This is a genomic window from Paenibacillus sp. LjRoot153 (assembly GCF_964253085.1).
Lineage (GTDB): Bacteria > Bacillota > Bacilli > Paenibacillales > NBRC-103111 > Paenibacillus_E.
Map to the genome: position 1 here is coordinate 6,349,708 of NZ_CAXUQH020000001.1, position 14,273 is coordinate 6,363,980.

At 47.0% G+C, this 14,273-nt stretch carries 11 protein-coding genes; 3 read left to right on the forward strand and 8 right to left on the reverse strand.

The annotated features are described in order from the left end of the window. Nucleotides 1–12: 12 nt before the first annotated feature. Nucleotides 13–804, forward strand: coding sequence for a hypothetical protein (locus ACSQ8P_RS27400; RefSeq protein WP_436238083.1), 792 nt, complete (start codon nucleotides 13–15; stop codon nucleotides 802–804). A 101-nt stretch (nucleotides 805–905) separates the two neighbouring features. Here the strand turns inward: ACSQ8P_RS27400 and ACSQ8P_RS27405 are convergent, their stop codons facing one another. From ACSQ8P_RS27405 to ACSQ8P_RS27430, 6 genes are all read right to left on the reverse strand, one after another. After that, nucleotides 906–1,745 carry an aldo/keto reductase gene (locus ACSQ8P_RS27405; RefSeq protein ID WP_436238084.1) on the reverse strand — a complete coding sequence of 280 codons (840 nt, stop codon included), beginning with the start codon at nucleotides 1,743–1,745 and terminating at the stop codon, nucleotides 906–908. A 120-nt stretch (nucleotides 1,746–1,865) separates the two neighbouring features. Further along, entirely contained in the window at nucleotides 1,866–3,326 is a 1,461-nt protein-coding gene (locus ACSQ8P_RS27410) for a nicotinate phosphoribosyltransferase (protein ID WP_436238085.1), read from the reverse strand. Between the two features lie 53 nt (nucleotides 3,327–3,379). Then, entirely contained in the window at nucleotides 3,380–3,928 is a 549-nt protein-coding gene (locus tag ACSQ8P_RS27415) for a cysteine hydrolase family protein (protein WP_436238086.1), read from the reverse strand. Between the two features lie 189 nt (nucleotides 3,929–4,117). Further along, a complete protein-coding gene (locus tag ACSQ8P_RS27420; protein WP_436238087.1) occupies nucleotides 4,118–4,438 on the reverse strand; it encodes an SPW repeat domain-containing protein in 321 nt (106 codons plus the stop codon). A 137-nt stretch (nucleotides 4,439–4,575) separates the two neighbouring features. Further along, nucleotides 4,576–5,691 (reverse strand): stalk domain-containing protein, encoded by a 1,116-nt coding sequence (locus ACSQ8P_RS27425; protein ID WP_436238088.1) that lies wholly within the window; start codon nucleotides 5,689–5,691, stop codon nucleotides 4,576–4,578. Nucleotides 5,692–5,808: 117 nt separating this feature from the next. Further along, entirely contained in the window at nucleotides 5,809–6,156 is a 348-nt protein-coding gene (locus ACSQ8P_RS27430; protein ID WP_436238089.1) for a hypothetical protein, read from the reverse strand. A 74-nt stretch (nucleotides 6,157–6,230) separates the two neighbouring features. On the opposite strand from ACSQ8P_RS27430, the gene ACSQ8P_RS27435 reads away from it, so the two are divergent. Both ACSQ8P_RS27435 and trhO read left to right on the forward strand, forming a co-directional pair. Then, on the forward strand, nucleotides 6,231–10,025 hold the full coding sequence (locus ACSQ8P_RS27435; RefSeq protein WP_436238090.1) for a response regulator: 3,795 nt from the start codon (nucleotides 6,231–6,233) through the stop codon (nucleotides 10,023–10,025). 83 nt (nucleotides 10,026–10,108) lie between these two features. Continuing rightward, entirely contained in the window at nucleotides 10,109–11,014 is a 906-nt protein-coding gene (gene trhO, locus ACSQ8P_RS27440) for an oxygen-dependent tRNA uridine(34) hydroxylase TrhO (RefSeq protein WP_436238091.1), read from the forward strand. Nucleotides 11,015–11,328: 314 nt separating this feature from the next. Here the strand turns inward: trhO and ACSQ8P_RS27445 are convergent, their stop codons facing one another. Further along, nucleotides 11,329–11,895 (reverse strand): hemerythrin domain-containing protein, encoded by a 567-nt coding sequence (locus ACSQ8P_RS27445; RefSeq protein WP_436238092.1) that lies wholly within the window; start codon nucleotides 11,893–11,895, stop codon nucleotides 11,329–11,331. Between the two features lie 154 nt (nucleotides 11,896–12,049). Beyond that, nucleotides 12,050–14,257 carry a methyl-accepting chemotaxis protein gene (locus ACSQ8P_RS27450; protein WP_436238093.1) on the reverse strand — a complete coding sequence of 736 codons (2,208 nt, stop codon included), beginning with the start codon at nucleotides 14,255–14,257 and terminating at the stop codon, nucleotides 12,050–12,052. Nucleotides 14,258–14,273 lie beyond the last annotated feature (16 nt).

Sequence of the window (14,273 nt, forward strand, 5' to 3'; positions counted from 1 at the left end):
ATGGAGAAATCTATGTACCTTATCCGCCTTTTCAAAGCGCATGCTGCTCAGCTACTAATCTATCTACTTATCGTGATTATCAGTTTCGTATGGACCTTAATTTGGGGCCTTCATTCCACCACACAACCGCCCCCAAAGGCAAGTGCCGAGTATAGCATTAAACCCGCAACGAATGGCGTTCTCCTTCACGTTATCCAAACGTCACCTGAAAACATAGGACTCAAAGCGATTACTGCAAATGTGACCGAACGGCAGGACAATGGGATTAATGGCGGATTTTTCTGGCAGGGGTATTTGCTAAGCATCGCAGTGACCAATGATCAGCCTGTGAAGGGTCAACCTGGCGACTACGGCTCGGGCTGGTACAATACGGATCGGAAACGAGGGACACTTGTGTGGGATGAGAAGGCGCAAACCTTTACCGTCCAAGTTGTCGAAAATGCGAGTGAGTTACAGGTGCTGGATCGCAGCCGTTATTGGGCGCAGGGAGGCGTAAGCATGGGGCTTACGAATCCATTGGGTTGGGCTGAACAAGCCATTTCGGAAGAAATGCCTGTCATTAACGAGAAGCGCATGCGGTCTGGTATTGTGTATGATCGAATGAACAACGTGTATTTGGTAGTTGCGCCTACCCCTTGTACCGGTGAAGAGTTCCGTACAGCGGTACAAGAGCAGGTAGGGGAGAAACAGCTGGTCGATGGGCTTTTTCTTGACGGCGATGGTTCTTCTCAGCTGAAGGTCGCGAATTTCTTACTGCCAGGTGACCACCGCGAGGTGTATCAGATGATAGCTTTGTTGAAATAAGCGGAGGGAGGCCGCACCTAGTCGGCGCTGACTCATGATCAACTAAAAAAGAGGAAACCCCGTACAAACGGGCGTTTCCTCTTTGGAGTTGGAAAAAGTAACTAGAACGTCACATGATCCGGGTCCGGGCCAATACGCTTGTTGATATTCAAAGCATCCACCAAAGCCATATCCTCAGCGCTCAGCTCAAAATCGAAAATGTCCGCATTCTCACGAATACGATGCTCCGTCACAGACTTCGGAATCGTCACGACACCATGCTGGATATCCCAACGCAGTACAATTTGTGCTGCTGATTTGCCGTATTTAGCCGCTAGCTGCGCCAATTCAGGCTGATTCAGCCTTCCCTGCATAAGTGGGCTCCACGCTTCCAATTGGATGCCATGTTCACGGGTATACGTGAGCAACTCTTTTTGTGACAGCTCCGGATGATACTCCACTTGATTAACCGCAGGCACGATACCGGTATCTTCGATGACATGCTCCAAATGAGAGATTTGGAAATTACTCACGCCAATCGCACGTACATGCCCTTCTTTGTACAGGTGGACCAGCGCTTTCCACGTTTCTCGGTACGTTGCGGAGACGGCCCAATGCACCAAGTAAAGATCAATCGTTTCCAAACCAAGCCGTTTGCGACTTGCTTCAAACGCTTGCAGCGTAGACTCGTAACCTTGATCTGCGTTCCACACTTTCGTGGTTACGAAAATCTCCTCACGCGGCACGCCACTTTGGCGAAGACCCTGACCAACGCCTTCTTCGTTGCGATATACCGCAGCCGTATCGATGCTTCTATAGCCTAATTGCAAAGCGGTTTGAACCGCTCCGATAACCTCTTGACCTTCTTTGCTTTTATAAACGCCGAGACCCAGCCAAGGCATATGTACACCATTGTTGAGCGTAACCCCAGTTGTCAATGCTTGATTCGCTTTCGTAGACATTAGCAATAACCTCCATCGGAATAAGATTAGAATGAGCGCATCTTTACCGTGTAGCTCACATTAATCATACCACCTAAGTCGGATATTCCAAAATCTTGCGTGTGCTGGCACCAAGACTAGCTAGTCTTGGTGCGCATGAATCAAATCCATTTTCAGCTGCCACAAGGCAGTGCTCAAATTAACGCGATACACCTCAGGATTCAGCATCCGCAAATATTGCGGCCAAACAGTCTGCATTTGCTCAGCATGGTAGTCGCGAATGCTCTCCAAGGTAGGAAGCTCATACACCAAGTTACCGCCTTCAAAAATCGGTTTCAACAGCGGAACCGCCTCATAATTCTCGATATATTTGAACAGATACGGGTGGATGGGGTCGAATAACTTAATTCGCTGACCTTCCCGAATATCCACCTCATCCTGTAACGCCAAATAGTCAGCTTCCGCTTTGCCCGTCGCCAAGTTCATAATCCGGTAGGCTTCCTTGAAGCCAGGATTCGTCACCTTCTCCGGGTTGCCCGAAATCTTAATGACCGGCACGAGCGCTCCGTCCTTCTCTCGGGCAACAAGCTTATACACCCCGCCCAGCGCCGGCTGGTCGGCCGCTGTAATCAGCTGGGTGCCGATGCCCCAGCTGTCGATCTTAGCCCCCTGGGCTTTCAGCCCGGCGATGATGTGCTCATCCAAGTCATTGGATGCCACAATCTTCACCTCCGGAAAGCCCGCCTCATCCAGCATGCGCCGCGCCTGCTGGGATAGATACGCCAAATCGCCGCTGTCGAGGCGAATGGCGTTCAAGCGCTTGCCGCGGCTCGCGAGCTGCCGCGCCGTCGCAATGGCGTTCGGCACGCCGCTGCGCAGCGTGTCGTAGGTGTCCACGAGCAGCGTGACCTGCTCGGGCAGGGCCTCGGCATACGCACGGAAGGCGTCCTCTTCCGTGTCGTGGGCCTGCACCCACGCATGCGCGTGTGTGCCTTTGGTCGGGATGCCGAACAGCATTCCGGCTCTTAGGTTCGATGTCGCGTGGAACCCCGCGATATACGCGGCTCTAGCCCCCCAGATGGCGGCGTCAGCTTCTTGGGCGCGGCGTGTGCCGAACTCCAGCAGCACATCGTGCGGAGCAACGCCTTTCATGCGCGAGGCTTTGGTCGCGATGAGCGTCTGGAAGTTCACGAAGTTGAGAATCGCCGTCTCAACCAACTGCGCTTCGAATATGCTTCCAATAACCCGTACAAGCGGCACATTCGGGAAGACAAGCGTTCCCTCAGGTACGGCTTGGATATCGCCTTTGAACGTAAAGGCACGAAGCGCATCAAGGAACTCTTCCTTATAATTCTCCTCTTGCTCACGCAAATAAGCGATTTCTTCCTCACCAAAATGCAGATTTTGCACATAATGAATCACTCGCTCAAGCCCCGCGAAGACCGCATATCCCCCATCAAAAGGCAGCTTGCGGAAATACACCTCAAAGACTGCTCTCTCCGTATGCGTCCCCTGTAACCAATGGGCGTACATCATATTAATTTGGTATTTATCTGTGTGCAGCGTTAAGTTATTCATCCCATCCATCGTGTGCCAGCTCATCCCATTCATCCTCCCCATCATACATCAACTCATCTTCCACAATATTATTTCCCTTAATTTTTCCAATCCCGAACAACTTTAGCCCCTAACGTCTTTTCAAAATGCCGCAATGCCCATGCATGGCCTTCCGCATCAAAACTGGCAACCGCATCCTCATGAATCACGAGGGAGAAACCTTTATTATACGCATCCACCGCTGTATGTAAGACACAAATATCTGTACACACACCCGCTAGATGAAGCTCCTGAATACCTCTAGCTCTAAGCTGCAGTTCAAGATCTGTTCCGCAGAATGCACTGTATCTCGTTTTGTCCATCCAATAGATGGCAGCTCTGTGAGCTTCATGCACTTCTTTGAGGCGACCATAGAGCTCCCTCCCCGCCGTATCACGTATATTATGGGGTGGAAACAAGGTCGTCTCAGGATGGAAGGGATCTCCTTCCTCATGCAAATCTACAGCCATCACAACCAAGTCCATCTCTGTAACAAAACTTTTGGTTAGCTCACACAGCCGAGCTTCTATGGCAATAGCTGGATCCCCGCAAGGCAGCTTGCCTACTACGAAATCCACCGTATAATCAATAAGAATGAAGGCTTTCATGTTCACCACTCCTTATATTGTATATCTAATATTATTATAACGACTTTATCAATTAACAAAAAGAGAAGCCTAACTGTATATGCACAGCTGAGGCACGTTATCATACATGTGTGCTTCCACTTCATATTGTCAATTTGATAATTTCATCATGACATAATTAAATTCATTTTACAACAGGCACTAGCAAAATTATTGCGAATCTGGGTACAGATTGGCGTAATTAATGAGAATCGTCATAAAACCAAGCGCAACGAAGGAGAAGAACGCCATAAATGAAAGGTGATACACATTTGGGAATACGATAAAAACAATACCACTCCCGACACAAACCCAGTTCTGCCACATATGCTTCCCCGTTTTCCCTAAAGCTAACATAGAACTTACGAATTGAAGACTTCCGAACAGTGCACAGGTGAAAAGCGCATTGGTTACATCTCCAAATCCAAACACCCAAGGAGTCATCAGAAACCAAAGACCCATGAGCGCTGACAAACTATTTTTGAGATACATACCGATCACACCTCCTAAATGCGGGATATTCTAGTATATGCAAACGCTTACAATAACGTGTTAGTTGAAAAGCCTTCAGATCACCTGAATCGGCAACTGAAGGCTTATTTTCACTCATGACACATGATTTTCCACCATTATTGTTCGATATGAATGCCTTTTGAATCAATTGCCACATCAGCCTTTAGAATGTCTGACACAAATTTAGTAGGCACATAAAGGGTATCGTTCAGAATGACCGGAGCCGCTCCTAGCGCAACTGGTGCCATTTTGGCAAAGAAATAGCTATCTTTCCCCACACTCACACTCGTCCACTGCGCACCTTTCGATAGTTCAGCAGCATACGTATCTTGATTCCATTTCACATTGTAGCCCAAACCTTCTGCTACTTTACGGAAAGGAACAAGTGAAACGCCATCCTCATTCTGTTCGACGTCAACTGGTGCCAAATCCACTTTCACTTTGTCGGTACCAGGCTGTGGAGTAGGATTCGGTTTAATGGTCACATCCTTAGACAAGATGAAGCGAAATTCTGGACTTCCAGCAACGCCAGCTGCAATCGCATATTTGGGGAACACAACAACCGCTGCCCCTTTTTCTACATAAAAACCTTGCTCCGAAGTGATTCCTTTAAATTGATCTTTAAAGAAATATTGCGGCTCCTCATTCATTTTGGCAATAACACCTGCATCGATCGTGGCCTTATAGTCTGCACCAAGCAGATCCTGTAACGTTACACGCTGAGCCGCTGCCGCATTCAGTACATTATACGTATCCACTCTCGGCATGCCGGTGCCACCCGTTTCTCCGTACGTAGTAACAGTAAGGGAAACAACTCCTGAAGGATTTCCTGTGCCATCCGATTTCAATGTGTAGACAATCGTAAGGCCATAAGGACGATACGTATATCCCTTATCTTTGGCTGCTGCTGCAGCCTCCGCAGCATCCTTTTCCCAGCTTGCTAAATCTTTGTTCGCATGCGATAGAATAATGTCATTCAGTTCATCTTGATATTTCGTATCCAACATACCGGTCAACTGAGGTACTTTGATGTTCGTCGTTAAGTCTGTACTTTTGGATGTAAGCACCACTTCTTTAATGACAACTGGTACTGATGATGTAGGTGCTGAGATAGCTACAACGGTATCCGCTGAAGCAACGCTTGCAACTGGCAGTACCGAAGCACTCACACCTACCAAAACTGCACAACCAACAACACCCATTTTCAACATGTTCCACGGATTCTTTTTCATTTCCTATTCACTCCTTCTGAGTTATCGTGTTTTTGTCACTTGTTTAACCTTCACGATAACTAGACGCACCAGCTTTAGGAAAAGTCTGACCGACACCATTTGTTCACAATTAAATTTTTATGTAAGACGGAAAGTACCTACCACTTGATTTAAATTTGTAGCAATTCCAGCAAGGTTTTTGGCTGACTCCGTAATTTCTTCGGCTGATGCCAGCTGTTCCTCGGTAACTGCAGCTACGGATTGCGCTGTACCTGAAGTTTGCTGTGCAACGAAGCCAACTTGAGCAACTGTAGCCGCTACTTCTTCCGAGCTAGCTGCCATCTGCTCTGCTGCTGCTGCTGTTTCTTGAATTTTACTCGCTACTTCTTGCGAGGCTTGTACGATTTGACCGAACGCTTTCTCGGCAAATTTGAACAAGTGTGTATACGTAACTGATCTGTTGGATATATCATAAATTGAAATCATTAAATATGTTCCACTCTAATCTTGATGAAACTATGAGATTATCTAACAATTACATGGCTTTTTGGAGGAAAAAAATGTCATCATCCTTGCGTTTTAAACTCGTCGCCTGGTTAGTCCTTATCACCTCGATCTCACTTGCGGTCGTAGGGATTACCAACTATACACTCTCTCGCAATAAGCTGTTACAGCAGATGAATGAGCAATCATTGACCTCCGTATCGAATTCTGCGCGAAACATGTATGACTTCTTGTCCATCCGTTTAGCGGAGATTGAGCTCATTAGTCGGGTAAGTATTATGAAACAAGGCACACAAGCGGATCGTTTAAATTTCCTAGCCCATGAATTACAAGCGGATGGTAATCAATATTACAGCATGGGTATTGTTGATTTGGACGGTACCCTTCATTTTACTACGGGGAATACACTCTCCATTTCGAACGAGCCCCGATTCCAGGAAGCCCTGAAAGGGAAAAGCTATATTTCTGACCCCTATATAAGCAGAATAAGAGGCTTCTATGTGATCTCCATTACGGCTCCTATCTTTGACGATCAACATAAAGTGATTAGTATCGTCAATGCTTCACTCGAAGCTGCACCCTTGTTTCAAGAACATTTGCTTGCTCCGCTCGACAATGGAGAATTACTGATCATCAATCGAGATGGTCTCGCCCTCTATGCTACCGATGCACCTACCATTCTGAAGTTGAATATTTTCACCGAATATCCCGAACTTGGACCTGCTTTTCAAAAGGCATTACGAGAAGGCAGCGGCTTTATTGACGAATCCTTTCTAACGGGTCACAAGACAAGGTGGTTCTATGCGCGAATCCCTCAATTAGACTGGTTTCTCACCTATTCCATACCAATCAGGGCCATCGAAGCTCCCACAAGTCCTCTCCTTTGGTCAACTGTGGGGATCATTCTGATGACAGTACTTTCCATATTTTTCTTAATTCATCTCACTACGAATCATCTGATTATCAAAAGAATTAAACAAATCCTCCAAGTAACCGAGGCGGTTGCAGCCGGTAATTTCCACACGAAACCCATCGTATTTACAAGTAAAGACGAATTAGGTGCGCTTGCCCTATCAGTCAATGGCATGATGGAGAATATACGTGAGCTTTTCGAGCCCTTTGAAGCTTTCATTCGTCATAATCAATACGCCATGATCGTGATGGATCCGAACTTTATGATTAACCATCTCAACAGCAGAGCGACGCAGATGCTAGGGTATTCTTTTGCAGACGTACACAAAATCACTTCTCCTTTAATCTGGTTAGATCAAAAACAACTGAATGAACGAGCAGCGCAGTATTCTGCTGAACTCGGCGAGACAATTCCCGCAGACTGCACAACACTTGTCATTCGTTCCTTGCGTCATCTTAAAGAGGATTTAGAGTGGACCTGGTATCACAAAGACGGCACCCGGATCTATGTGCAAACGAGTGTTAGCTGCATCACGCATCCGAATGGCGATTTAAAAGGATACGTCCTCATTGCACGTGATATCAGTGACATTAAGGCGAGTAATGAAACAAAAGAACGGCTGTTAACGATTGTTGAGAGTGCCCGAGACGCCATTCTCACCTTCGATCAAGCCGGTAACATCTTCTATATCAATCCCGCTGGCATCCATTCCATGGAATTAGCTGGGACAGATTATACACGTACACGTTTTCATGAGTTTGTTGAAATCTTGAATGACATTAATTTTGAGGAAGGGCTTCAAACGGCGATCCGAGATGGCTTCTGGGAATTCGAAGCGGAAGTCATAACCAAGAAACAACAACGTATCATCGCATCGCTTATCATCGTCCCTCACTTCCCTCTTGATAATGGCGAGCTGTACTTCTCAGCGATAACGAGAGATATCACGGATCAAATCCATGCTAAGGAGCAGCTTATTCTAGCTAAACAAGAGGCGGATGATGCCAATTTGGCCAAAGGCGTATTCCTTGCCCGGATGAGCCATGAGATACGTACTCCGCTTAACGGGATCGTTGGACTTTCCCACCTGCTTGAGAAAACAGCAATGACTGAACTTCAGACGGATTACATACGGAAAATCTCACGTTCCTCCCTCTCTCTTTCACATATCATCAACGATATTCTGGACTTTTCTAAACTGGAAGTAGATAAGCTCGTGATTGAACATCACCCTTTTCAGCTAGATGAGACCATTGAACGTGTGTGTGAAACGCTGAGTGTGCTGCTAGGTCATAAGCCTGTTGATTTCATTTGTGATATACCTGAGGGAGTGCCTGGTGGACTGATCGGTGATTCTTTGCGGCTCTATCAGGTACTTCTGAATCTCTCCAGCAATGCGATTAAATTCACGGAGCAAGGGACCGTCACACTTCGTGTTGGCGTAGATCAGATGCATGAGAATGAGGTAACTCTCCGATTCAGCGTCACAGATACGGGGATCGGCATGGACGAGAAACAGTTGGCCAATTTATTCCAACCCTTTATCCAAGGTGACGAGGTGACGAGCCGCAAATACGGGGGAACGGGTCTTGGGCTTGTTATTTCCAAAAATATTATCGAAAATATGGGCGGCTCGATCTCCGTCACTAGCATGCAAGGTATAGGGAGCGAATTTCTGGTCACCCTTACCTTCACGCTCTACCTGCCAAGCAATATAGCAATCGTTCCCTTGCCGCTCGCTATGCTCGTCGTAGAAGATCATCCTACCCTTAATAGGGTGCTTGTCCAAAACCTGCAGTCCATGTGCAGCGATGCTGCGGGTGTGTATGCGTGGAAGGAAGCCCTTCAGGTCATTGATCACATCCCTCTTGACTTCCTTTTGCTCGATATGGAGGCAGATGATATGTATGGGGAGGATGTGTGGCTGACCATGCTGGCAGCTTGCCAGCAAAAGGGGATTAGAACGATTATTTACACTTCGTTATCAGGAAGAGATGCACTTGAACAGCTTCCCACAGAAGCATCGCCAGATGCTGTTCTGGTCAAGCCGATCTCTCGAAGTCTCTTGTACAGGACGCTCGTTTCACTGCATGCTGAAAGGGAGATCGCTCATACCCATTTGACAGATACCATTGCGCAAGACAGGGAGAAGGACTGGGCGCTCTTCCCTTTAAACAGCCTGAGTAATGATCCGCTCCGAATTCTGGTTGTGGAGGATAATGAAATTAACCAAACGGTGGCGCGTTCTCTTTTGGAAAGTATGATGAACTGTCACATTCAATTGGCTGGTAACGGTTTCGAGGCGCTGAACGATTTGGCAAATCATACCTATGATTTGATCCTCATGGATATTCACTTACCCGAGCTCGATGGGATCGAAACGACCAAGCGCATTCGTCTTGAACCGAAATGGGCACATATTCCGATCATTGCCTTAACAGCGGATTCAACGCTCGACAATCGGGTGGCCTGCATGGAGGCGGGGATGAGTGAAATGATCTCCAAGCCCATCATACCCGAACGGCTGAGAGCTGCTATTGAATCCACACTTCATCTACAAGTGGAGAATCAGACAACACCTGGACTCGATATCGAGGAAGCACTCCAACGCATGGGCGGAAAAACAGACATTTATCGTGAGATGCTCCGTAAATTTCAAGACCAAACCAACCCGCTTATGGTGCAATTGAAAGGTGACATCCACGCGGGCAACTTTGAGGAGGCCCTTCGTTTGCTTCATGGTATACGCGGTTCTTCTAGCAACCTTTCGGCTAATCGTGTATTTGCCGCGGCAAGCGAGTTGGAGGATTCTTTGAAGGAGCAAAAGAAGCTGCAAGCAGCGGAACGAGATCTCACTGGTGTGTTCCATTTGCTTCAAGCTTTAGAGCTCGAGCTGCAGTTTGTATATCAACTTATCCAAAAATTGCTGCTTGATTGAAAAAAACATGAATTTATGTCACTATATGCGTATACTCCATCTTGATGGAGTGTGTCATTTTATACGTATAGGTGGTTATTGTTATGACTGAACATGGCGCTCCATACCGCATCTTGTTGTATTATAAATTCGTCGCCGTGGCTGATCACGAAGCATTGGCGCGCGAACATTTGGCTTATTGCAAAAAGCTCGGTGTAAAAGGACGCATTCTGATTGCTCCTGAGGGCATTAACGGCACCCTTTCTGGGACTGTAGAGCAAACGGAAGCCTACATGGCGATGATGAACCTCATGCCATTGTTTAAAGATATGGTTTACAAGATTGATGAGCATGAAGGACATGCCTTCAAGAAGCTATTTGTCCGTCCGAAAAAGGAGCTCGTCACCTTCCGTCTTGAAGAAGACGTGAATCCGAATGAGCTCACGGGAACGCATTTGAAGCCGAAGGAATTTTATGAGAAGCTCAAAAATGAAGATGTCATCGTGCTCGATGGCCGTAATCACTATGAGTATGATATCGGTCATTTCCGTGGCGCCATTCGTCCTGAGGTCGAAACGACCAAGGAATTCCCTGAGTGGATTCGCAACAATCTGCAGGATTTCAAGGATAAGCCAATCCTTACCTACTGCACAGGCGGTATCCGTTGCGAGAAATTATCAGGCTTTCTTATTAACGAAGGCTTCAAAGAGGTCTATCAATTGGACGGCGGAATCGTCACTTATGGCAAAGACGAAGACGTGCAAGGTCGCCTCTTTGACGGGAAATGCTATGTGTTCGATGAGCGCATCTCCGTACCGATTAACCGCACAGATGAAGATATCGTTGTAGGCAAATGCTACCACTGCGGAACCGCAGAGGATCGCTATATTAACTGTGCCAACGATCTCTGCCACTTGAAGCATATTTGCTGCGAAGCTTGTGAAGAGGAGCATGACAGCTTCTGTTCCAAAGAGTGCGAAGAGAAAACGTTAAGCACGTTGGAGGCTTAGGGTTGTTGTGTGCCTGGGTTGCCTGCTGCTGGTGGGGTGCAAGTCAGATCATAGCCCGGGCTGGTACAATTCTAGGCATCATGAGGATTGGTGAGCAACTTCAGGCCCTTTTTTCGCAGCTCAGGCCGCGATTTGATGGAAAAACTACATCTAAATTGGCTCGATTCAGCTGATTCTACCATTTAGATGGAAAAACTCCAGTTAGATTTCACCATTTTCGCGAAAAGCGAGTAAATGGCTGAAATTAGCTGGAGTTTTTCCAGTTATACACACAAATCAGGCGAAGTGGCCTGATTTAGATGTAGGTTTTCCAGTTATTGCGGTGGAGTGGCGCTTCTAGTGCTCGCAGACTCCTCGATCTGGTCCATAATCCGATTAATTAAAGGATAGACAAGCTCCTCCTCCAACGTGAAGTGCTTGAGCAGAATGAGGCACGCTGTCAATAGCTCGGAGGCCATCACATGGACGAAGTCCATGTCGACCGGCACGCTCATGGCATTGACACCGTTGACGTATGACTGTACGACTCTTTTGGCCAAATCATGATCCTGCTCCAACACATGCATGGACCGTGAAACTGAAATGGCCATCGTCGGATGTAAATATGTTTGCAGACTTGGGAATAAAACTTGTTCTTCCCATTCCGAATGCTGCTCCAACTCCTCCACCAAGGATAGAATGCCGTCCTGAAGTTCGATCAGACGACACATCCCAATTGAGCAATCATCAAGGGTGTACAAAGCTGCAGCTAGCGTTCGAATGTCGGAGAGCTGCTCACGCATTTGCACATGCTCCTCCTTCAAACGCTGGGCTAGCATTCTAAATTCACTAGGATTCACATTATCTGCCCGATTCGTTTGAATGCTCAAACGGTCACTCATTTGACATCCTCCTCCGAGTTTTCGTAAGAAAACTTGCTTCGTATGTAACCAAATGCATCTGGTAGGTCATGTGAACCTAAATACCCCATACCGCATTATCATTGTATGCGGCATGGGGTTGTTAACATGCGAAAGAAAGTCTAATAATAACCTTTTAACGAATACGGCTCTCCGTCAAATGAAACTGATTCACAAGCAACAGCATAGAGTGTGTTATTGCACCTACATCACCTGTCGTTTGACGCACATGATGCATGTCCTGCAGAAGCTCTTTCACGGTATGCTCAACCTCCGCTGAGATCTGACGGTTCTCTTTGCTTACCGCTGCAATTTTCTCCATTAATGCCACAACTTCCTCTACGACCTGTGTTTTCATGGTATCGTGAGCGTTCGCCGTGCTAAGAATCTCAGACGCCGCAGCAACAATCTGCGTCCCTTCTAGAACAACCTTCGTGCCTTCTTCCATGGAGATGAATGCTTCATTCGCATGTCGTTCTATTTGCTCGATCGTCGCATTAATTTCCGTGGTTGATTTCTTGGTCAAATCCGCCAACTTGCGAATCTCTCCAGCAACAACGGCAAATCCTTTACCATGCTCACCTACACGCGCCGCCTCAATGGAAGCATTCAATGACAGCAGATTCGTCTGTGCAGAGATTTCTTCAATTACTTTAAGCAGCTTCGGAATTTCTTGCGTCGTTTGCAGGAAGGTTTGAATGGTTTGATTCGTTTCCTCAACTTTCGCTGAAATGTCAGTCATCTTCTGACCAATACGTTCAACCTCATCCTGCGCAACGGCAATCTGCCCTGAAGCCTTCTGTTCTAATTCGCGCAAAGTTCCGCTCATATTTTGCGTAACATCCTTCGCGACATCAATATCCTTCAGCTGTCCACGCAGCGAGCGAATCATATCATGGATTTTGGTACTCATGCGTCCCGTTGATTGCTCCGTAGATCCTGTTGAGTCATTCATCCGTTCTTGGCTCACCTGCACCTCAGCAGCCGCTTGCTTCACTTGCAGCATGATGCCTTCCAAGGAATCGATCATATTATTGATCCATTTGGCCAAATCCCGCGTCTCATCGCCAGCGAACTCATCTACCTTCAGACGCTGCGTCAAATCCCCTTTACCTTCTGCATTAATTCGGATAAACTTATTAATTTGCGCAAGCTGTCTAGCAATCGGTTTACTTCCTTGGCGTCTAATTAATCTTGCACCGATCCCCCCGAAGAATAGATTGACACTCGCCATGATTGCTGCACCTACACCATTAGAAACGTGTCCATTTAAGAACCAGAAGCTACCCGCGGAAACAAACAGCATGAGAGTAATAAACCGCATTTGCAGACTGAACATCTTCCAATCGATCGAACGAATTCGATAGACCTCTTCCAAATCCCCTTCACACATCATTCCCCACACATCCGGGCAATGCGGCAGCTGGAAGGTTACACCTTTTCCAATAACAGAAATATGGCGATAATCGGAATATCCAGGGTATTCCACGAATAAATTATTTCCCTTAGCAATTGTTCCCGCTACGCCTGGATGCAGCTGCCCCGTCGCAGGATCCGTGAAAACGAGCTCCAACTCCGTATGCTCCTTGACGCCAACGATGCCATAATCGGTGCGAACGCCGTCTTTTAAATTATCGCCATGCGTAAAGGTCAAATCTTCGAATCGGCTTCGCGATAAAGCTGTTCCAGGAACGATTTGCTTGTTTAACCCAGGCTTCGCCATAAATAAATAGTTATCACCAGAATCGGGATATACATGTCCTGACTCGCGCTGGATCAAATCTCCGAGCACATCATTTGGCACGCGTCCACAAACGGCTCCTTTCCATTGCCCCCCTACCATAATAGGTGAAATGAAAGCAATCGTCATCGCATCATGAAATGGTGAAGTGCTTGGACCGATTTGGAGCGTAAGCGGGTCCGAGAAGGGTCCGAATAAGCATTTCACACCTTTGCGCGTTTCTTCCAACCCTTTCCCCAGCACGCCTCCCGCCGCATAAGATCTTCCCACATGAGCGTTGTGTGTGGAGTATACGACAGAGGCCTTTTCATTCAAAATAAATACTTCCGAGAAATCGGCTCCACTCTTCATTGTTGCTGTCAGGAGCTTTTCTACCATTGTTGCGTCCTTCGACGCGGGCTCCTTCAACGCTTCAGTTCCTGTTAACTGTTCAAGCAATCGATCCAAATTGGACCAGTAGGCGAGGGCCCAGCCACGTAAAATTTCCGTTCTTGTGTGCGCAATTCCTTCGAAAATATGCTCAACATCTTCCTTGATATGACGATTCAGGCGGTAAGACCACCACAAAGGCAGACCCTTTCTAAACCCCAGCCAATCAAACATACCAACACACCCCTTT

Coding starts and splice junctions, on each gene's coding strand:
- ACSQ8P_RS27430 (WP_436238089.1), bottom strand. CDS start 6,156: ATGATTTCAATTTATGATATATCCAACAGATCAGTTACGTATACACAC.
- ACSQ8P_RS27410 (WP_436238085.1), bottom strand. CDS start 3,326: ATGAGCTGGCACACGATGGATGGGATGAATAACTTAACGCTGCACACA.
- trhO (WP_436238091.1), top strand. CDS start 10,109: ATGACTGAACATGGCGCTCCATACCGCATCTTGTTGTATTATAAATTC.
- ACSQ8P_RS27420 (WP_436238087.1), bottom strand. CDS start 4,438: ATGTATCTCAAAAATAGTTTGTCAGCGCTCATGGGTCTTTGGTTTCTG.
- ACSQ8P_RS27405 (WP_436238084.1), bottom strand. CDS start 1,745: ATGTCTACGAAAGCGAATCAAGCATTGACAACTGGGGTTACGCTCAAC.
- ACSQ8P_RS27400 (WP_436238083.1), top strand. CDS start 13: ATGTACCTTATCCGCCTTTTCAAAGCGCATGCTGCTCAGCTACTAATC.
- ACSQ8P_RS27435 (WP_436238090.1), top strand. CDS start 6,231: ATGTCATCATCCTTGCGTTTTAAACTCGTCGCCTGGTTAGTCCTTATC.
- ACSQ8P_RS27445 (WP_436238092.1), bottom strand. CDS start 11,895: ATGAGTGACCGTTTGAGCATTCAAACGAATCGGGCAGATAATGTGAAT.
- ACSQ8P_RS27450 (WP_436238093.1), bottom strand. CDS start 14,257: ATGTTTGATTGGCTGGGGTTTAGAAAGGGTCTGCCTTTGTGGTGGTCT.
- ACSQ8P_RS27415 (WP_436238086.1), bottom strand. CDS start 3,928: ATGAAAGCCTTCATTCTTATTGATTATACGGTGGATTTCGTAGTAGGC.
- ACSQ8P_RS27425 (WP_436238088.1), bottom strand. CDS start 5,691: ATGAAAAAGAATCCGTGGAACATGTTGAAAATGGGTGTTGTTGGTTGT.